Origin of the sequence: Mycobacterium sp. pUA109, assembly GCF_041287095.1 — a bacterium.
Lineage (GTDB): Bacteria > Actinomycetota > Actinomycetes > Mycobacteriales > Mycobacteriaceae > Mycobacterium.
This window is the reverse complement of record NZ_JBGGKS010000015.1, coordinates 50,012-69,368: the sequence shown is the minus strand read 5'-3', so window position 1 is coordinate 69,368 and position 19,357 is coordinate 50,012. Positions and strand designations below refer to the sequence as shown.

Annotated in this window: 21 protein-coding genes; 9 read left to right on the top strand and 12 right to left on the bottom strand. The window is 69.6% G+C overall.

Translation table 11 applies throughout. The features are described 5' to 3' along the window. Positions 1–8 precede the first annotated feature (8 nt). Positions 9–1,346: a cytochrome P450 gene (locus ACAG26_RS17755; protein WP_370484385.1), complete on the bottom strand. Its 1,338-nt coding sequence runs from the start codon at positions 1,344–1,346 to the stop codon at positions 9–11. Positions 1,347–1,467: 121 nt separating this feature from the next. On the opposite strand from ACAG26_RS17755, the gene ACAG26_RS17750 reads away from it, so the two are divergent. After that, entirely contained in the window at positions 1,468–2,073 is a 606-nt protein-coding gene (locus tag ACAG26_RS17750) for a TetR/AcrR family transcriptional regulator (RefSeq protein WP_370484384.1), read from the top strand. Positions 2,074–2,187: 114 nt separating this feature from the next. Next, a complete protein-coding gene (locus tag ACAG26_RS17745) occupies positions 2,188–3,231 on the top strand; it encodes a zinc-binding dehydrogenase (RefSeq protein WP_370484484.1) in 1,044 nt (347 codons plus the stop codon). Positions 3,232–3,305: 74 nt separating this feature from the next. Here ACAG26_RS17745 and ACAG26_RS17740 read toward each other — a convergent pair whose 3' ends face one another. Further along, a complete protein-coding gene (locus tag ACAG26_RS17740) occupies positions 3,306–4,409 on the bottom strand; it encodes a fatty acid desaturase (protein ID WP_370484383.1) in 1,104 nt (367 codons plus the stop codon). Positions 4,410–4,424: 15 nt separating this feature from the next. After that, positions 4,425–5,501, bottom strand: coding sequence for a ferredoxin reductase (locus ACAG26_RS17735; protein ID WP_370484382.1), 1,077 nt, complete (start codon positions 5,499–5,501; stop codon positions 4,425–4,427). Between the two features lie 69 nt (positions 5,502–5,570). On the opposite strand from ACAG26_RS17735, the gene ACAG26_RS17730 reads away from it, so the two are divergent. The 3 genes from ACAG26_RS17730 (at position 5,571) to ACAG26_RS17720 (ending at position 8,134) form a co-directional block, all read left to right on the top strand. Further along, positions 5,571–6,245, top strand: a complete 675-nt coding sequence (locus tag ACAG26_RS17730; protein ID WP_370484381.1) for a TetR family transcriptional regulator — start codon at positions 5,571–5,573, stop codon at positions 6,243–6,245. Between the two features lie 72 nt (positions 6,246–6,317). Then, positions 6,318–7,073 (top strand): DUF427 domain-containing protein, encoded by a 756-nt coding sequence (locus ACAG26_RS17725; protein ID WP_370484380.1) that lies wholly within the window; start codon positions 6,318–6,320, stop codon positions 7,071–7,073. Then, the gene (locus ACAG26_RS17720; protein ID WP_370484379.1) at positions 7,061–8,134 is read left to right on the top strand and encodes a DUF4185 domain-containing protein; all 1,074 of its coding nucleotides are present in this window, start codon (positions 7,061–7,063) and stop codon (positions 8,132–8,134) included. The genes ACAG26_RS17725 and ACAG26_RS17720 overlap by 13 nt, the downstream gene beginning before the upstream one ends. 20 nt (positions 8,135–8,154) lie before the next feature. Here ACAG26_RS17720 and ACAG26_RS17715 read toward each other — a convergent pair whose 3' ends face one another. The 4 genes from ACAG26_RS17715 to ACAG26_RS17700 are packed head-to-tail and all read right to left on the bottom strand — an operon-like array spanning position 8,155 to position 10,888. Next, positions 8,155–8,631, bottom strand: coding sequence for a nuclear transport factor 2 family protein (locus ACAG26_RS17715; protein ID WP_370484378.1), 477 nt, complete (start codon positions 8,629–8,631; stop codon positions 8,155–8,157). After that, positions 8,628–9,494, bottom strand: a complete 867-nt coding sequence (locus ACAG26_RS17710) for an LLM class F420-dependent oxidoreductase (protein WP_370484377.1) — start codon at positions 9,492–9,494, stop codon at positions 8,628–8,630. Before ACAG26_RS17710 ends, ACAG26_RS17715 begins: the two co-directional genes overlap by 4 nt. A 3-nt stretch (positions 9,495–9,497) precedes the next feature. Beyond that, positions 9,498–10,274, bottom strand: coding sequence for an SDR family NAD(P)-dependent oxidoreductase (locus tag ACAG26_RS17705; RefSeq protein WP_370484376.1), 777 nt, complete (start codon positions 10,272–10,274; stop codon positions 9,498–9,500). 8 nt (positions 10,275–10,282) lie between these two features. Then, entirely contained in the window at positions 10,283–10,888 is a 606-nt protein-coding gene (locus ACAG26_RS17700; protein WP_370484375.1) for a GNAT family N-acetyltransferase, read from the bottom strand. 87 nt (positions 10,889–10,975) lie between these two features. Between ACAG26_RS17700 and ACAG26_RS17695 the strand changes: the two genes are divergently transcribed. Together ACAG26_RS17695 and ACAG26_RS17690 are read left to right on the top strand one after the other, a co-directional pair. Beyond that, positions 10,976–11,446, top strand: a complete 471-nt coding sequence (locus ACAG26_RS17695; RefSeq protein WP_370484483.1) for an SRPBCC family protein — start codon at positions 10,976–10,978, stop codon at positions 11,444–11,446. 98 nt (positions 11,447–11,544) lie between these two features. After that, entirely contained in the window at positions 11,545–12,195 is a 651-nt protein-coding gene (locus ACAG26_RS17690; RefSeq protein WP_370484482.1) for a hypothetical protein, read from the top strand. On the opposite strand, the gene ACAG26_RS17685 is transcribed toward ACAG26_RS17690, so the two are convergent. Further along, entirely contained in the window at positions 12,178–13,110 is a 933-nt protein-coding gene (locus ACAG26_RS17685; RefSeq protein ID WP_370484374.1) for a ketopantoate reductase family protein, read from the bottom strand. The genes ACAG26_RS17690 and ACAG26_RS17685 overlap by 18 nt on opposite strands. Before the next feature lie 4 nt (positions 13,111–13,114). After that, on the bottom strand, positions 13,115–14,278 hold the full coding sequence (locus tag ACAG26_RS17680; RefSeq protein WP_370484373.1) for an enolase C-terminal domain-like protein: 1,164 nt from the start codon (positions 14,276–14,278) through the stop codon (positions 13,115–13,117). Positions 14,279–14,326: 48 nt separating this feature from the next. Between ACAG26_RS17680 and ACAG26_RS17675 the strand changes: the two genes are divergently transcribed. Beyond that, positions 14,327–15,622 (top strand): acyl-CoA dehydrogenase family protein, encoded by a 1,296-nt coding sequence (locus ACAG26_RS17675; RefSeq protein ID WP_370484372.1) that lies wholly within the window; start codon positions 14,327–14,329, stop codon positions 15,620–15,622. A 5-nt stretch (positions 15,623–15,627) separates the two neighbouring features. Here the strand turns inward: ACAG26_RS17675 and ACAG26_RS17670 are convergent, their stop codons facing one another. Genes ACAG26_RS17670 through ACAG26_RS17660 form a run of 3 tightly spaced genes read right to left on the bottom strand, consistent with a single transcriptional unit; the run spans position 15,628 to position 18,114 of the window. Continuing rightward, on the bottom strand, positions 15,628–16,083 hold the full coding sequence (locus ACAG26_RS17670) for a MaoC family dehydratase (protein ID WP_370484371.1): 456 nt from the start codon (positions 16,081–16,083) through the stop codon (positions 15,628–15,630). A gap of 37 nt (positions 16,084–16,120) precedes the next feature. Then, on the bottom strand, positions 16,121–16,915 hold the full coding sequence (locus ACAG26_RS17665; protein WP_370484370.1) for an acyl-CoA thioesterase domain-containing protein: 795 nt from the start codon (positions 16,913–16,915) through the stop codon (positions 16,121–16,123). Continuing rightward, positions 16,912–18,114 carry a CoA transferase gene (locus ACAG26_RS17660; protein ID WP_370484369.1) on the bottom strand — a complete coding sequence of 401 codons (1,203 nt, stop codon included), beginning with the start codon at positions 18,112–18,114 and terminating at the stop codon, positions 16,912–16,914. The genes ACAG26_RS17665 and ACAG26_RS17660 overlap by 4 nt, the downstream gene beginning before the upstream one ends. Before the next feature lie 220 nt (positions 18,115–18,334). Between ACAG26_RS17660 and ag85C the strand changes: the two genes are divergently transcribed. After that, positions 18,335–19,327: a diacylglycerol acyltransferase/mycolyltransferase Ag85C gene (ag85C, locus tag ACAG26_RS17655; RefSeq protein WP_370484368.1), complete on the top strand. Its 993-nt coding sequence runs from the start codon at positions 18,335–18,337 to the stop codon at positions 19,325–19,327. The last annotated feature ends 30 nt before the right edge of the window (positions 19,328–19,357 follow it).

Here is a 19,357-nt window from a genome sequence, read left to right as displayed (position 1 = left end):
CGGTGGGTTCAGCGGCGCCGGTGCACCACGATCCGGCCGCCATCTTTCGGGGTGAACGCGACCCCGCGCGAATGCCACTTCTCGCCGGGCGCCGACGTGGTCTCGATGGTGAAGTGCCGCAACACGGTTCGCAGCACCACATCCATTTCCACGTTGGCGAACGCCGCACCCGGGCAGCGCCGGGTTCCGCCACCGAACGGAATCCAGGCAAACGTCGACGGCTTGGCGTCCACGAACCGTTGTGGATCGAACCGACCCGGATCGGGGAAGGCGTCGGCATTGGCGTGCATGGGCGAGATGGCGACGAAGAGCGAACAACCCCGCGGCAGCACCCAGTCCCCGAGTTCGAACACCGGCGCGTTGACACGCCGGCCGGCGAAGTCGATGACGGTCCGGTTGCGCTGTACCTCCCAGATCGTCGCCTGGCGCAGCTCGTTGCCGCCGGCGTCGGCCTCTTCGACCAGCGCCGAGAGCACCGCGGGATGCCGGCTCAGTCGCTCGAACGCCCAGCCCAGGGTGGAGGCGGTGGTTTCGTGGCCGGCGGCCAGGAACGTCAGCAGCTCATCGCCGATATCGCCGCGCGACATGGCCGAACCGTCCTCGTAGCTGCTGCGCAGCAACAGGGACAACACATCGGTGCGCTGCTCGAAGTTCGGGTCCGCCCGCACCACGTCGATCAGCCGGTCGACGGTGGCTTCGTAGCGGCGCCGCCACTCGGCCAGCCGGCCCCACGGCGAATAGCGGCCATAGTTGCGGGTCGGAATCGGCAGCACCGCCAGCCGCGAACCCAACGTCACCCAGGGCGGAATGATCTGGCGCAACTCGTTCAGGTCGGCGCCCTCGGCGCCGAAGACCGCCCGCAGGATCACGTTGAGAGTGATGCGCATCATCGGCGCCAGCGTCTCGAACGCTTGACCCTCGGGCCAAGCGGCGGTCTCCCGGAGGGTCTCCTCCTCGATGATCGCCTCGTAGTTCTTGACGCTCTTGCCGTGGAACGGCGGCGCGAGCAGGCGGCGGCGCCGACGGTGATCGTCGCCGTCCAGCGCGAACACCGAGCCCGACCCCAACAACCGGCTCAGGTTGGGCTGAATATTGCCGAGCACCTCCGGGCTGGAGGTGAAGATCTGTTTGGCCAGCTGCGGATCGCTGACGACCACGATGCGGCCAAACAGCGGCACGGTGAGGGTGGCGGCGCCGCCGTACCGGCGCGCCAGCTGTCCCACGGCCCACCGTCGCACCAGGACGAACGCGATGCCTTGCAGCGCCTTGGGAATTGGCGGCGCCGGCGGCACGTTGATCGCCGGCGTCGTCGCGGTGTGGCTGTCGACGGTGACTGCTTCGCTCATGGCGGTGACACTCCCAACACAGTCGTGGTACCGCGCCGTACCACGTGGCCTAGTCGGTACGGTACTCTGTGGTACCAACGCCTGGCAAGGGGCTTTCTGGCGATGAGGAGGAGTGGCGCCGATGACAGCCGCGGTCGATGACGTCGCGTTGACCGGCGCCGACCCGTTTCGGCGGCGACTGCTCGACGGCCTGGCCGCTTCCATCGCTGAGCGCGGTTACCGCGCCACCACCGTCGCCGACATCGTGCGCGCGGCGCGCACCTCCAAACGCACGTTCTACGACCAGTTCGGCGGTAAGGAGGAGTGCTTCCTCGAGCTGCTGCGGGACAACAACGACAAGCTGCGCGACGACATCCAGGCCAGCGTCGACCCGGACGCCGACTGGCAGCAGCAGATCCGTCAGGCGGTGCGGGCCTATGTGGCCAATATCGAGTCCCGCCCCGCGATCACGCTGAGTTGGATCCGCGAACTGCCCTCCCTGGGTGCCGCCGGGCGCCCGGTCCAGCGCCAGGGGTTGCAGCTGTTGACCACGCTGCTGGTTGAGCTCAGCGGCAGCCCCGGGTTCCGGCGCGCCAAGGTGCCGCCGCTGACGCCCGCGCTGGCGGTGATCCTGCTGGGCGGGCTGCGGGAACTGACCGCACTCGCGGTTGAAGACGGCAAGGATGTCCGCGAAATCGTCGACCCCGCCGTGGCTGCCTCGATCGCACTGCTGGGCGGGCGGCGCTGAACTACGCTCATCGCAAACCGCCGACAACGTGGAGGCCCCGATGCGGCTATCGACTCGAAACCAGCTCAACGGCACCGTCACCGAGATCGACGTCGGCGTCGAGTGACGGCCGCCGTGGCCGCCACCATGCGCGCGGAACGTTTCTACGCCGACACCAAAACCATTGCGGTGGAAGATGTTCCAGTGCCCGAGCCGGGGCCGGGCGAGGTGTTGGTCAAGGTTGCGTTCTGCGGGATCTGCCATTCCGATCTGAGCCTGATCAACGGCACGTTTCCCGCGCAGGCCCCGGTGGTGACCCAGGGCCATGAGGCCTCCGGCACCATCGCCAAGCTCGGCCCCGGGGTGACCGGCTGGGCCGAAGGCGACCGGGTGGTGGTGGCGGCGGGCCGACCGTGCCAGCAATGCCCGAATTGTCGCCGCGGCGACGTGGTGAACTGCCTTCAGGTCCAGTTGATGGCGTTCGCTTACGACGGCGCGTGGGCCGACTACACGATCGCGCAGGCCGCCGGCCTGACCCGGGTGCCCGACAACGTCCCGCTGGAGCAGGCCGCGATCCTCGCCGACGCGGTGTCGACGCCGTTCGGGGCCGTCGTCCGCACCGGCAAGGTCGCCGTCGGCGAATCGGTCGGGGTCTGGGGCGCCGGCGGGGTGGGCACCCACATCGTGCAACTGGCCCGGCTGGTCGGCGCCGCCCCGGTGGTCGTCGTCGACATCAACCCGGCCGTCCTCGCCCGGGCCCGCGAACTCGGCGCCGATTACGCCTTCGACTCCCGCGACGAGCGGCTCAAGGACAAGATCGCCGAGATCACCGGTGGCCGGAAACTCGATGTGGCGTTCGACGCGGTCGGTTTGAAGGCGACATTCGAGCAGGCCTTGGACTGCGTGACGAATGGCGGCCGGCTGGTCGGCGTCGGCATGAGTGCGCAGTCACCGACCATCGGGCCCACCTCGATGTTCGGGCTGACCCGCAAGCAGGTGCTGGGCCACCTGGGCTACCAGAATGTCGACATCGAGACCCTGGCCCGGCTGGTGTCGTATGGACGGCTGGACCTGTCCCGGTCGATCAGCGAGGTCATCGCGCTCGAGGACATCCGGCTCGGGATCGAGAAGCTGGAGCGCGGTGAGGGCAACCCGATCCGCATCCTGGTTCAGCCCTAGGTGAAATTGCGCCGAGGGTCGTGGATTTCGAAGTCACGACCGCCAGCGCAATCTCGACGCGACGAGACCGGACCTTAGGCCGCGACCGGCTGCGGGCTGGGCGTGCTCGCCGCCGGCTTGCTCGACGGCAACGCCAGTTTCACGATCTTGCGCACCACGGTGGCGAACTGCTTGTACAGCGGGCCGGCGTTGTACGGGATGCCGTAGCGATCGCAGATCTCGCGCACCTCGGCGGCGATCTCCGGGTAGCGGTGCGCCGGCATGTCCGGGAACAGGTGGTGCTCGATCTGGTGCGACAGGTTGCCGGACAGCAGGTGGAACAGCTTGCCGCCGGTCAGGTTCGCCGAACCCAGGATCTGCCGGAAGTACCACTGGCCGCGGGTCTCGTTACGGGTCTCCTCGGCACTGAACTCCTGGGTGCCGTCCGGGAAGTGGCCGCAGAAGATGATCGTGAACGCCCACACGTTGCGCATTAGGTTGGCGGTCATGTTGCCGACGAACACCAACGGCGCGAACGGGCCGGCCAACAGCGGAAACGCGACGTAGTCCTTCAACGTCTGCTGACGGGTCTTGCGCCAGGTCTCCAGCAGCATCTCGCGCTTGTCGGCGAGGCGGATCTCGCCGGTGCGCAGCCGCTCGGCCTCCAGTTCGTGCACCGCCACCCCGTACTGGAACAGCACCATCAGCAGGAACGCATAGAGCGGGTTGCCCAGGTAGTAGGGCTCCCACGGCTGGTCCTCGCTCATCCGCAGGATGCCGTAGCCGATGTCGCGGTCCATCCCGACGATGTTGGTGTAGGTGTGGTGCATGTAGTTGTGCGAGTGCCGCCACTGGTCGGCCGGGCAGGCGGTGTCCCATTCGAAGTTGCGGCCGGACAACGCCGGGTCACGCATCCAGTCGTACTGGCCGTGCATGACGTTGTGGCCGATCTCCATGTTGTCGATGATTTTCGACAGCCCGAGCATCGCCGTGCCGGCCAGCCAGGCCGGCGGCAAGATGCTGGCGAACAGCAGGGCGCGGCCGCCGACTTCCAGGGCGCGTTGCGCCTTGATGACGCGGCGGATGTACTCCGCGTCGCGCTCACCGAGGTCGTCGAACACGCGCTGTTTGATGGCGTCCAGTTCGCGGCCGAACTCGTCGAGCTGCTCGGGGGTCAGGGTGATCTTCTGCTGCGACATGAGTGCTCCTCGTGCTTACAGGGCGAGTTCGACGTCGCCGACCGGGACCGACACGCAGATCTGCACGTCTTCCTCGTCGGCGGTCGACACCCCGCCGGTGGTCAGGTTCATCACCACACCGCAGGTTTTGCGGCGGGTACAGGTGTGGCAGATACCCATCCGGCATCCGCTTTGCGGGTTCAGTCCGGCGGCCTCGGCCTGCTCCAGCAGCGACCGGCCGTCGTCGGTGACCTCGACGCCGCTGTCGGCGAAGCTGACCCGGCCGCCCGACGGTTCGGCGGGCACGTCGAACACCGGCGGCACGAAGGACTCCGCGCTGACGGTGTCGCAGTGTGCGCGCACCGCATCGGCCAGCGCCGGCGGCCCGCACACGTAGACGGCGTCCGGGTCCGGCAGCGCCGCCTGCAAATGGGTCGCGTCGAAATGACCGGTCAGGTCGGTGTCGCCCAGTGAACGGGTGTACCCGTGCAGCACCCGCACCCCGGGCAGTGCCGCCAGTTCGTCGTGATAGCAGGCCTCGGCCTTGCTGCGGGTGTAGTGGATGACCGCCAGCTCGCCGTCGTGGCGGTGGTCGCGCAGGGTGCGCAGCATCGCCATGATCGGGGTGATGCCGCTGCCGCCGGCGACGAACAGGATGCGCCGCGGCCGCGGCGCGGGCAGCACAAAGTCACCGGCGACCGCGTCGAGGCCGACCACCATCCCGACTTCGGCGCGCCGGTACAGGTAGTTCGACACCAGCCCGCCTTCGTGGCGGCCGACGGTCAGCTCCAGGTAATCGGCGCCTTCGGCGTTGGCCGGCGAGTAGCACCGGGTGTGCCGGCGGCCGTCGATCTCGACGGTGAGGTTGACGTGCTGGCCGGCCCGCGGGCGGTTGCGCGCGGTGAACGCGGCGTTGGGCGCCAGCGTCAGGGTGACGCTGCGCGGGGTGGTCCGGCGCACGGCGACGACCTTGGCGCGCGCCTCACCGGCCACCAGCGTCGGGTCCACCAGCTCGGTGTACCGGTCGACGCCGTGCGGCCCGGTGAGCAGGTTGACCAGCCCGGACCCCAGCACCCGCTGGCCCACGGAACGAGTCAAAATTTGAGTGAACATGTGTACACTGTGGGACGGTAACCCGCAGGCCGTCAAGTGTTTCTCCAGCTCTGTGGTAGGGTTCACATAGTGAACAGTCGTACTCCTAGTTCACGGCCCCACCGATCCAGCCGGAGCCGCCCGCGGGACAGCAAATCCCGTGAGGAGCGCAAGGAGGCCACCCGGCGCGCGATCATCGCCGCGGCCCTCAAACTGCTCGACGACCGCAGCTTTTCCGGGCTGAGCTTGCGGGAGGTCACCCGCGAGGTCGGCATCGTGCCGGCCGGGTTCTACCGCCACTTCGAATCGATGGAGGCCCTCGGGCTGGCGCTCATCGACGAGTCGTTCCGCGCGCTGCGCGACATGCTGCGCGAAGCCCGCGCCGGCCGGCTGGACCCCAATCGGGTGATCGAGTCGTCGGTGGACATCCTGGTCGCCAGCGTCGATCAACAGCGGGAGCATTGGCGGTTCATCGGGCGGGAACGCTCCAGTGGCCTGTCCGTGCTGCGCTACGCCATCCGCACCGAGATCCGGCTCATCACCTCCGAACTCGCCACCGACCTGGCCCGCTTCCCAGGCCTCAACGCCTGGAGCACCGAAGACCTCAACGTGTTGGCCACCCTGTTCGTCAACGCGATGATCGTCACCGCCGAGGCCATCGAGGATTCCCAAAGCGCCGAGGCGCTCGCCGACATCAAACGCACCGCGATCAAACAGCTGCGGATGATCGCGATCGGCGTGGCCGGCTGGCGCAGCAGCCTCTAAGACGTTTCCCGGGTTGAGCTACACCCCTCGAGTCGGTGCCCGCGGCGGCGTCGCAGCGGCGATGATGGTGCGATGGGCACCAGGATGCGGGATCTGCTCGGCGGCGCACGCGGCGCGCTGCGCTACGAGCGCACCGACAAACGCCTGCGGGTGGACCTCGCCGGCGAGCCGGTGGCCGACACCACCGACGGTCTGCTGGTGTGGGAGCCGGACCGCGTGGTGCCCAGCTACGCGGTCCCGGTGTCGGACGTCGCGGCGCGGCTGGAACCCGCCCATACCGCGGCGGGCCCGTCGCACACCTGCGCCGGATCCGCGTTCGACGTCATCACTGGCGGGCGGCAACGCACCGCGGCGGCCTTCCGGGCCGACGACCCCGACCTGGCCGATCACGTCATCCTCGATTTCGCCGCGTTCGAGTGGCGGGAAGAAGACGAACCGATCGTGGGCCACCCGCATGATCCGTACCACCGGATCGACATCTTGCCCAGCAGTCGGCAGGTGCGGGTGGAGTGGGACGGCCGGGTGCTGGCCGAGTCGCGCCGGCCGCTGCTGCTGTTTGAGACGCTGCTGCCGGTGCGGTTCTACCTGCCGCGGGACGACATTGCGGTCGAGCTGCAGCCCAGCGACACCGTCACCCACTGCGCGTACAAGGGTCGGGCGTCCTATTTCTCGGTGCCCGGCGGGCCGCCGGATCTGGCCTGGTCCTACCCGCAGCCGCTGCGGGAGGCCGAACCGGTGCGGGACCGGATCGCCTTCTTCGACGAGCGGGTGGACACCATCGTCGACGGCGAGCACCGGCCGCGGCCGCTCACCCCGTGGTCGCGGTGAGCGGCACCGGGCGCCGACGCGCCGTCGGCAAGCTGGCCGACATCACCGGCCCCGGGATCACCGACCGCTGGGGGGCGACCTGCACCGACCTGGGCGCGTCGGTGCAGGCACCCAACGGCACGCTGGTGTCGGTGTTCGGCGACACCTTCTCCGGCAGCCACGTTGGGCACGGGGATTGGCGGTCTCCGGTGGTGCTGATCGGCACCGGCGACGCCGGACACCGGATCCGCTACCAGCGGGCCGGCGGACCCGATCCCGACTATGCCCACCAGTTGTGGCACTACGAGCACCACAACATCGCCCCCGGCGTCGCCGCCCTGCGCGCCCGACGGGGCATCAGCACGGTGATCCCGTCCGACCTGTTGCGGGTGGGTGATGCGCTGTACCTGCACGCGATCGTCAACCGGGGATTCGGCAACGTGGTGTGGACCGAGATCTGGCGGTCCGACGACAGCGGCATCTCCTGGCGGTCGCTGGGCGTGAAGTTTCCGGGCCGGCGGCACCGCGGCCACGCGCAGTGCTGGTCATGGGATTACGACCCCGACGACGGCTGGGTGTATGTGGTTTCCACCGGTTTTCAGCGGGATAAGGGCATCGTCTTGTCCCGGGTGCGGCCACAAGACCTCGGTGACCCGTCGAAGTATGTGGCGCGCGGCCGCGGCGCCACCGGCCGGTGGCGTTGGGGCGGGGACCCGGTCCCGATCACACCGGATGGGGAAACCTGGGGTGAGTTGACGTTGCGGCGGTTGGCCGGCGGCGGCTGGGTTCTCGGCGGCTTCCTGTCGTCACGCTACGCATTGGGCTACCGGGTGTTGGGCTCCCCCACCACCGAGGTGCGCGACGCCCCGGTCCAGCTCCCGATCGTCGGCACCGGCTGGGACAGCGAAGATCACGGCCAGGGCCGGGTCGCCCAGCTCTACGGCGGCTATCTGTTGCCCGGGTCGCGCCTGGACCACCCCGGCGGGGTGGGTCTATTGGTGTCGCAGTGGAACACCGCGCAGGGCTGGCCGTATCGGGTGATGCAGTTCCGGGCCACGCTGCGCTCCAGTGCGCAGTTGTGACACGCCCACGACAACACGGGTCACCGACCCGGTGGCAGGCGCAGCAGATTCCGCGCCGTGGTGCTGCCGTCGAGGACGTGGGTGGTGCGCGCCGCGATCTGCCACTGCCCCGCGATGCGGTGCAGCCGAAAGTGGTTGGCGGCGGCGCGCGCCGCCGCATATCCGTGGTCGCGCCGCACGAACAGCACCGATTCGCACACCGCGACCGCGTCGTCGCCGTCGACGGTGACCACCGCCGGGCCGAGAAAATGCGCGCTGCCGCGCCCGATCAGGCTCTGGTGCGCGTCGGAGGCGACCATGGCCCGCACCGCATCCCGGCCCTGCATGCGGCGGTCCTCGACGTCGTAGCTGCCGTCGACGGCCCACAGTCCGGCGGCGGCGTCGGCGTCGCCGGCATCGACCAGCGGTCCGTAGCGGGCGATCAGCTGAGCGATCGCGCGCTCGTCTTCCAGGCGTTGCAGCCGGCGCTCGAGGTCGGCCAGCCGCTCGTCACTCATGCGTTCTCCCCCACGTCGGCGGCGAGCTCGCGCAGCGCCGCCAGCTGGTCGCAATAGTGGTCAGCCGAGTCGGCGCCGACCACACCGGTGATCGCGGTGGCGCCCGCGGCCTGCAACCGGCGCAGCCGGTCGCTGCTGCCGGACGGGTCGCCGATGGGGTCGATCGCCCGGCCGGTCGAGAGCACCACCTCGAAACCGGCCGGCAACTCGGTCTGGGCGAGCAGTCGGGCCAGTTCGTCATCGCGCAGACCGAACGGCATCCAGCCGTCGGCCAGCTCCACCGCGCGGCGCAGCGAGCGCCGGGTGCGCCCACCCACCCAGATCGGCACCCGGGGCTGCGCCGCGCACGGCTCCACCAGCATCGGCCCATACCGAAAGTAGGTGCCGTGATACTCCGGGCGGGACACCGACAGCGACGCGCGCAGCGCCCGCACCGCGTCGTCGGCGCGCTCCCCGCGGTCGGCGAAAGGCGCTCCGAGCAGGTCGAACTCGGCGCGCAGCGACCCGACTCCCACCCCCAAGATCAGCCGGCCGCCGCTGAGCCGGTCCAGCGTGCCGTACCGCTTGGCGATTGCCAGCGGATGGTGATAGCCCAGCACCAGCACCGAGGTGGCCAGCCGGATCCGGGTGGTCCGGGCGGCCAGGAAGCTGAGCGTGGCCAACGGGTCCCAGTACGCCGCGCCGCGCTGCGCGGATTCGTCGACCGGGACCGCGACGTGCTCAGCGCAGGTCAGGTACTCGAAGCCCAGCTGGTCGGCGACCTGCGCGATGCGGACCAGGTCGCCGGCGTCGGCGTCACGTTCCCAGGCCGACGCCGCGCCGGGCACCTGCAGCACCACCGGGGTGGACAGTCCGATCCGCATCAGCTACTCGGCGCCCAGCAGACGCTGCATGAAGCGGTGGGTGCCCAAAACGACTTTCGCCCGGTCGGGATCGTTGCGGCGGGCCGCGTCGTCGGCGTTGCCGCCGGCCACGAACACCGGGCCGTGCGGCAGCTGCTGCAACCCTTCACGGGCCACCTGCTGCGGGTCGGCGACCCGCAGCCCCGGCACGTCGAAGTTGAGTCCGGCCCGCTGCATCGCGGGGGTCCGGGTGACCCCGAGCACGAGTTCGAGGACGTGCACGTTGTGGTCGCGCAGCTCCAGCCACAGGCTTTCGGCGAAAATCCGGCCGAAGGCCTTCACCCCGCCGTACACGCTGTGCCGCACCGACCCCAGGTAGCCGGCCATCGAGCCGACCAGCAGGACGCCGCCGTGGCGGCGTCGGCGCATCGGCCCGGCGAAGTGGTGCACCAACGCGAGTTGCACCCCGATGTTGAGGTCGAGGACCCGCCGAAAATCGGCCAGCTCGCCGTCGAGGAACTCCGCGCTGCACGTGTTGGCGCCCGCGTTGTAGATCAGCAGCCCGACCTCCAGATCGGCGGTGGCGGCGACGATGCGGTCCACCGCGCCGGGCTCGATCAGGTCCAGGGCCAGGGTGCGCACCTGCGCGCCGTGGCCGCGGCACCGCTCCGCGGTGGCGGCCAGCGGCTGCGGTTTGCGCGCAACTAGAACCAGGTTCAGCCCGGCCGCGGCCAGCAGCGCCGCGAATTCGGCGCCGACGCCCTCCGAGCCGCCGGCGATCACCGCCCAGGGCCCATACACGGTCGGATTCACCTCGGCGCCCGCCACATCTTCCACAGCGTCGGGCCGCCGCCGGGCACCACGATCTCGCCGGTGACGTCGAAGCCGAAGCGTTGGTAGTACGGCACGTTGTCGGCCTTGCTGGACTCCAGGTACGCCGGGGCGTGGTCGGCGTCGCAGCGGGCGAGCCCCGACCGCATCAGGGCCTGCCCGAAGCCGCGGCCGCGGACCGCGGTGTCGCTGCCGATCACGGCGAGGTACCAGTGCGGTTCCTCCGGGTGTTCCCGTTTCATCAGGTCGGTCAACACCCGCCCCGGCCAGGCCCGCGGGCCCAGCGCCCCGATCAGCGCCGGGATCATCCGCAGTTCGGCCTGTCTCGGCTGCTGCCACCGGTTCGGCGGATCCCACAGCGCGGCGGCGCCGATGGTCGCGCCGTCGCAGGCCACCTGCACGCCGCCGGCCGCGAAGTGCTGGTGCCGGGTCAGCGCGGCGAACATCCGGCTCTGCCGCGCGACGCGGGATCCCTCGTTGGGCAGCAGCCACATCGACACCGGGTCGTCGTGAAAGGCGCGACCCAGCACCTTGGACAGCGGACGGATGTCGGCTTTGCGCGCCGGTCGCACCTCGATGCTCACGTCGTCAGGCTAATGCCCGGCGCGGCCGGCATTACCGACTCTCGCCACACTGCCCGGTGGGGAGTACGGTCAGTGCCGGTAGCCATCATGACCGTCACCGCCGTGGACGCCGGCCCCAAGCAGGTCAGTCGCAGCGTCGAGGTTCACGCCCCGGCGGCAGAACTGTTCGCCTCGGTCGCCGATCCGCGCCGGCACCACGAATTGGACGGCTCGGGCACCGTCGCCGCCTTCGTCGACGGCCCCGCACGGTTGGCTCCCGGCTCCCGGTTCTCCACCAAGATGCGGATGTTCGGGTTCCCGTACCGCATCACCAGCACGGTCACCGCGGTGAAACCCGATGAGCTGATCGAATGGTGCCACCCGGTGGGCCACCATTGGCGCTGGGAGTTCGTCGCGGTGTCCCCGACGGTCACCCGGGTCACCGAGACGTTCGACTACTCCGACACCGGACCGCTCAAAGACCGGCTCAAGTATTACCAGCGGCTGGGCTTCGTGCGGCGAAACACCGCCGGGATCGAAGCCACGCTGGCGAAGTTAGCCGCCCGCTATAACTCCTAGCGCCAGCAAATACTGTTGCAGCACAGCGCAACTCGCGTCGACGCCGCACGCGGCCGGTACGGTTGCTCGGCCGCCGGCCAACGGGTAGGTTTGACAGTATCGTTAATACACTGTTCGCCGACGTATCCGAATACCAAGTGCCGGTGGATGATTCGTATCCCTACCAGGTGCTGTCCATCCGGGTCTGCGACGGCACCTATCAGGACCACAACTTCGCCCGCAACTACGCCTGGATGCGCACGGCGTTGGACAGCGGCCGGCTGACGTTCGGGATCGTCTACACCTACGTGCGACCGAACTGGCAGGCCAACGCCAACACCGTGCAGTCGATGCTCAACGCCAACGGCGGACTGCATCCCCGGGTGGCGTTGATGCTCGACGTGGAATCCGGCGGCAATCCCGCCGGCGACGGGTCGGCGTGGATCAACGACCTGTATTGGAACCTAGCCGGCTACGCGGGCGCTCCGGCCCGGATCATCGGCTACGGCAACCTCTACGACCTCAACTCCATGTGGCGCAGCAAACCTGCGGGACTGCGGCTGATTATCGCCGCCTACGGCAGCAACCCGCCCTACCCGGGCAAGGTCGCCCACCAGTACACCGACGGCACCGGCTACGGCGGCGGCCTGCCCGAGGGCTGCCCGCCGTTCGGTCGCTGCGATATGAACTCCGCCGACGGCCTGTCCCCGACGCAGTTCGCGGCCGCGTGCGGCATTGCTGCGCCGGCACCGTCAGCCGCCGCCGGCTAGCTCCCAGCGCCGTTCCGCCGCTTTTACCAGCGCGGTGAGCGTGGTGTTGACCGGCGCCGATTCGCCGACCCGCGCGGCCTGGCGCACCACCGCGCCGTTGATGACGTCGATCTCGCTGACCCGACGCGCTTCATGATCGAGCAGGGCCGACGGCTTCGCCTCCGGCAGTTGCGCGCCGAAGGCGCGGACGTGCGCGACCGGGTCGGTGACGTCGATGGCGATCCCGGACGCCCGGGCCACCGCCCAGGCTTCGGTCGCGGCGGCGCGGCTGACCGGCCCCAGGTCCGGATCGTCCATCACCTGCCCGACCGTCATCCCGGTCAGCGCGCACGGCGCGCTGTAGGCGACGTTGCAGATCAGCTTCTCCCACTGCATGGCGGCGATGTCGGCCACCGCGGCGGCGTCGAAGCCCGCCTCGGTCCACGCCTGAGCGATCGCGGTCACCGTCGCGAACGGCAGCGACGAGTACGCGCCAAACCGCAGCGCGCGCATCGCGTTGTGATGCACATACCCGGGTGCGCGGCGCGATGCGCCGAACCCGCTGGCGATGCCCACCGCCACCCGGTGGCCGCCGACGATGCCGGCGACGACATCGGCCGATCCCAGCCCGTTCTGGATGGTCAGCAGCGGGGTGGTCGCCCCCAGCACCGGCCGGGCTGCGGTGGCCCCGGCGGCCACGTCGGCGGCCTTGACCGCCAACACCACCAGGTCCATCGGCTCGGCCGGGGCGGCGGTGGCCGCCCGCATCGTCACCACCTGGTCGTATCCCGGTCCGCTGATCCGCAGTCCGTGCGCGGCGATCTGCGCGATGTGATCGCCCGCCCGGTCGACGGCCAGCACCTCATTGCCGGCCGCCGCCAGTTTGGCGGCATACACCGAACCCATCGCGCCGCAACCGATTACCGCAATCTTCATCCGTTCATCCCAGCAGGTCGTCGATCAACTCGGTCAGCCCGGCCTTCTGCTCCAGCCCGAAGCCCGGTGTGTCGGCGGGCGTGATCGCGCCGTCGGACAGCACACAGCCCGGCGAGTAGCCGCCGAACGGGGCGAACACCCCCGGATAGGATTCGCAGCCGCCCAGCCCCAGCCCGGCGGCGATGTGCAGGTTGATCAGGTGACCGCCGTGCGGGTAGGCGAACCGGCGATCGAACCCGTGCGCCTCCAGCACCCCGAGCATGCGGGCGTATTCGGTCAGCCCGTAGCTGAGCCCGGCGTCCATCTGAAAGACGTCGTGGCCCGGGCGCATGCCGCCGTAGCGGACCAGGTTGGTCACGTCGGGCACCGAAAACAGGTTCTCCCCGGTGGCCACGGCACCGTCGTAGCACTCGATCACCTGGCGGTTCAGTTCGAAGTCGAGCGGGTCGCCGGGCTCCTCGTACCACCGCAACCCGTACGGGCTCAATGCCCGCGCCCAGTCGCACGCCGCGGCCGCGTCGAAGCGGCCGTTGGCGTCGACGGCGACCCGGGCGCCGGCGCCGACGACGTCGAGCACCGCCTCGATGCGGGCCAGGTCGTCGCGCAGCGCCGCCCCGCCGATCTTCACCTTGACCGCGGTGTAGCCCAGGTCGCGGTAGCCGCGCATCTCGGTGCGCAGCCGGTCCAGGTCGTCGCCGGGATAGTAGTAGCCGCCGGCGGCGTACACCGGGACCGCCGACCGGGCCGGTTCCCGGCCCCAGTGGCGGGCGATGGTGGCGTAAGCGGGCTCCTCGGCGAGTTTGGCGTTCAGATCCCAGCACGCCAGTTCCAGCGCGGCCGCCGCGGCGGCGCGGTCGCCGTGTCCGCCCGGCTTTTCGTCGGCGATCGCGCACGCCAGCACCCGTGCCGGGTCGATGCGGCCCGCGTGGTCGTGCAGCGACTCCGGTGGCGCGGACAGCACCCGCGGGATCATCCGGTCGCGCAGAATGCCGCTTTGGGCGAACCGGCCGATCGAGTCGAACGCGACCCCGGCGACCGGTTTGCCGTGTCGCCGCACGTCGGAGACCACCGCAACCAGCGACACCGTGTGCCGTGAGAAGTCGACCAGCGCGTTGGCGATCTCGCCACGCAACCGTATCGGGGTCTCGATGATCTGGGTGATTCGCATTGCCTTAAGCATGCCGTGCACCGGGTTGTCGGCGTTACGGTGACCACCATGTGGGACTTTGAAACCGAGCCGGACTATCAGCGCAAACTGGACTGGGTCGAGGAGTTCATGCGCGCGGAGGTCGACCCGCTGGACCTGGTGGCGCTAGACCCCTACGACCGGGCGAATCCCGACACCGTGGCGGTGTTGCGGCCGCTGCAGCAGCGGGTGCAGGAGCAGGGCCTGTGGGCGGCGCACCTGCCGCCCGACCTCGGCGGGCAGGGCTACGGGCAGGTGCGGCTGGCGCTGCTCAACGAGATCCTGGGCCGGTCCCGCTGGGCGCCGTCGGTATTTGGCTGTCAGGCACCGGATTCGGGCAACGCCGAGATCCTGGCGCTGTTCGGCACCAACCAGCAAAAGGCCCGCTATCTGCAGCCGTTGCTCGACGGGGCGATCACGTCGTGTTATTCGATGACCGAGCCGCAGGGCGGTTCGGACCCGGGCCTGTTCGTCACCCGCGCCGAACGGGACGGCGATTCGTGGGTGCTCAATGGCGAGAAGTGGTTTTCCACCAACGCCCGCCACGCCGCGTTCTTCATCGTCATGGCCGTCACCAACCCGGACGCGCGCACCCGGGAGAAGATGTCGCTGTTCATCGTGCCGGCCGAAACCCCGGGTATTGAGATCGTCCGCAATGTCGGTGTCGGGGTGGAGTCGGGCGAGCATGCCAGCCACGGCTATGTCCGCTACACCAACGTGCGGGTGCCCCTGGACCACGTGCTCGGCGGGGAAGGGCAGGCGTTCGCGATCGCCCAGACCCGGCTGGGCGGCGGACGGGTGCACCACGCGATGCGCACCATCGCGTTGGCGCGGCTGGCCTTCGACATGATGTGCGAGCGGGCGGTGTCGCGGCAGACCCGGTTTGGTCCGCTGTCGGATCTGCAGATGACCCAGGAAAAGGTGGCCGACAGCTGGATTCAGATCGAACAGTTCCGGCTGCTGGTGCTGCGCACCGCCTGGCTGATCGACCGGCACCGCGACTACCAGAAGGTGCGCCGCGATATCGCCGCGGTGAAGGTCGCCATGCCGCAGGTGCTGCACGACGTGGTGCAGCGCGCCATGCACCTGCACGGCGCGCTGGGGGTGTCCAACGAGATGCCGTTCGTGAAGATGATGGTGGCCGCGCAGTCGCTGGGCATCGCCGACGGGGCCACCGAGCTGCACAAGATGACGGTGGCCCGCCGCACCTTGCGCGAATACCAACCGGTGGCAACACCGTTCCCGTCGGCGCATCTGCCGACCCGACGCGCGGCCGCGCAGGCGCTACTGGCCGAACGGCTGGAACACACCATCGCCGAGTTCTGACCGGGTCAGGTCATGTACCGAACGACGCTCTCGGCGACACACGCCGGCTTGGCGGCGCCTTCGACTTCGACGGTCGTCGACAGGGTCACCTGGTAGGCACCGTCACCGAGGTCATCGACGTTGACCACCGAACCCTCGGCGCGCACCTTGGAGCCGACCGGCACCGGCGACGGGAAGCGGACCTTGTTCAGCCCGTAGTTCACCGCCATCTTCAGCCCGTCCACCCGGTACATGGTGTGCATCAACTGCGGCAGCAGCGACAACGTCATGTAGCCGTGCGCGATCGTGGTCCCGAACGGGCCGTTGGCGGCCCTCTCCGGGTCGACGTGGATCCACTGGTGATCCCCGGTCGCGTCGGCGAACAGGTTCACCGCCTCCTGAGTGATGGTCACCCAGTCGCTGTGGCCGATGGATTGACCCTGCAGCGCGGCCAATTCGTTAACCGATCCAAACGTGCGCATTGCGTTATCTCCTACCTTTCGTCGTTTGCGACCGACACTATTCGCGGGCCGCGATCAACCCCTCCTGCACCAGCGTGGCGACGACCGCCCCGTCGGGGTCGACCAGCCGGCCGCTGACCACGCCGCGTCCGCGCGCGGCGGCCGGCGACGACGACTCCAGCAGATTCCACCGGTCACTGCGCACCGGTTGGTGAAACCACACCGAGGAGGCGGTCGTGCCGCTGCGATGACTGCGGTCGGCCATCGCATGGCCGTGCACCTGCAGCGCCGGGTCGATCATGTAGACATCGGTGACATACACCGCCGCGCAGGTGTGCAGAAACGGATCGTCGGGCAGCGGAACCGTTGTGCGCCACCAGAATCGGCGAGTAAATGCCTCCCCGCACCCGGTGTCGGCGATCCGGATGTCGATCTCGTCGAGCGGCATCGACGGGGCGGGCCCGGCCGGGCCGGTGCGCGGCAGGTCACCGGGTGGCGCCGGCGCGGCGACCCGGCCGTGTTCCGGGCCGGCCAGCGCCGCCGCGAAGGTGACCGTGGCGGTGGTCAGCAGCCGGCCGGATTGCCGCGCCATGACCCGCCGGCACGCCGAGGTCCGCCCGTCGAACACCCGCTCCACCGCGTATTCGACGGGGTCGCCGGCGTCGCCGCCGCGCAGAAACTGCACGTGCATGTTGGTCGGTGCCATCCCGGTGACGGTGCGGCCGGCCGCGGCCAGCGCCTGCCCGGCCAGCTGCCCGCCGAACGCGCGCTTGCCGGCCGGCCCGCTGCCGGGGCCGATCCACACGTCGCCGTCGGCGGGCCGCACCTCAAGTAAGTCCAGCAGACGACTCATGCGCCGGCGACGATTCCCTGCTCGACCAGCCGGGCCAGCTCCTCGCCGCCCATCCCGAGCCGATCCCGCAACACCGCCGCGGTGTCGTCGCCCAGCGCCGGCGCCGCCACCGCCGGGGGGTGTACGCCGTCGATCGCCAACGGTGACCCGGCGGCCAGATAGTCGCCGACCCGCGGCTGATGCAGCGCGGTGAACAGCGGGTTGGCCGTCACCCGGTCGCTGGCCGCCACCTCCCCGAAGGTGCGGTAGCGGTCCCACAGGATCGACGTGGCCGACAAGCCGGCGGTGATCTCCTCGGCGGTGTGCTCGGCGAACCACACCGTGAACAAGCCGGTCAACGCGTCGCGGTAGCGGTACCGGTCGCCTTCCTGGGCGAAGTCCGCGCCAAGCGCATCCGCCAGCGCGGCAACGGCTTTCGTGGTTCCGGTGAGTTCGGTCAGGTCGCGGAAATGCCGGGGGGTCAGCGTGACGATCATGAACGACGCGCCGTCGCCGCTGGTGAAGGTCTGACCGTACTGGCCGTAGATGGCGTTGCCGAGGCGTTGCCGCTCGGTGCCGTTGACCATCGGCTCGGTGAGCAGTCCCAGCGCCCCCGCCGTCGCCAGCGCGACGTTCTCCAGCGCCAGGGTGATCCGGCCGCCGACGCCGGTGTCGTCGCGGCGGCGCAACGCGGCGATGACGCCCAGCGCGACATACAGCCCGCACGTCACGTCCCAGGCCGGCAGCACATGGTTGATCGGGCCACCGTGCTCGGCGGGACCGGTCACCAACGGGAAACCGACCGCGGCGTTGACCGTGTAGTCCACCCCGGTCGACCCGTCGCCGCGTCCGCTGACCTCCAGGTGGATCAGGTCGGCGCGTTCAGCGGTCAACGTCTCGTACGAATGCCATTGCCGCCCTACCACATTCGTGATCAACACGCCGGCGTCGACGATCAGCCGTTGCACCAGGCGCTGGCCGGCGTCCGACCTCAGGTCGACCGCCACCGACCGGACGCCCTTGTTCAGCCCCGACCAGTAGATGCTGGTGCCGTTGTCGGCGACCGGCCAGCGGTGATAGTCGGCGCCGCCACCGATCGGGTCGACCCGGATCACCTCGGCGCCCAGCTGGGCCAGCGTCATGCCCGCCAGGGGCACCGCGACGAAACTCGCGATCTCGACGACTCGCACGCCGGCGAGCGGCGCGGCGATGGTGGTCATGGCGCTCCCCTTTCCGTCTTCGGCATCCTCCCAGACCGGCGCGCGGCGCCGACGTCGCCCGCGGGCGACGGTAACGGCGGTGTCTCGCAATCGTTAGCTAACCGCGACGCGTTCCCCCGGCGGCGACGGGCCGGAAAACCCCCCGATTCGTGTTTGACTGCCGCAGGACAGCCATTCGACCGTGTCAAACGGCAGATGAAAGTTGGGATGGGTAGGAGCTATGAAGTTCGTTGACAAGTTGCGCGGCGCCGCGGCAGGTTTGCCACGCCGGCTGACGATGGCGGCCATCGGGGCGGCGTTGCTGCCCGGCCTGGTCGGTGTGGTCGGCGGCACAGCGACTGCCGGCGCGTTCTCCCGACCGGGTCTGCCGGTCGAATACCTGCAGGTGCCCTCGCCGTCGATGGGTCGCGACATCAAGGTTCAGTTCCAGGGCGGGGGGCCGCACGCGGTGTACCTGCTCGACGGTCTGCGCGCCCAGGACGACTACAACGGCTGGGACATCAACACCCCGGCGTTCGAGGAGTACTACCAGTCGGGCCTGTCCACGATCATGCCGGTCGGCGGGCAGTCCAGCTTCTACACCGACTGGTACCAACCCTCGCAGGGCAACGGCCAGAACTACACCTACAAGTGGGAGACGTTCCTGACTCAGGAGATGCCGAGCTGGCTGCAGGCCAACCGGGGTGTCTCGACGACCGGCAACGCGGTGGTGGGCCTGTCGATGGCGGGCAGCTCGTCGCTGATCCTGGCGACCTACCACCCGCAGCAGTTCCCGTACGCCGCAGCGCTGTCCGGGTTCCTCAACCCGTCGGAGGGGTGGTGGCCGACGCTGATCGGCATGGCGATGAACGACTCCGGCGGCTACAACGCCAACAGCATGTGGGGTCCGTCCAGCGACCCGGCGTGGAAGCGCAACGACCCGATGGTGCAGATCCCGACGCTGGTGCAAAACAACACCCGCATCTGGATCTACTGCGGTAACGGCACACCCAACGAGCTGGGCGGAGCCGACATGCCGGCCAAGTTCCTGGAAAGCTTCACGTTGCGCACCAACGAAACCTTCCGGGACAACTACATTGCCGCCGGCGGCAACAACGGGGTGTTCAACTTCCCGGCCGACGGGACGCACGCCTGGCCGTACTGGAACCAGCAGCTGGTGGCCATGAAGCCCGACATCCAGCGGGTGCTGCTGGGTACCGCGCCCGCCACCTAAACCGCACCACCCCAGGCATGGGCAGCAGCG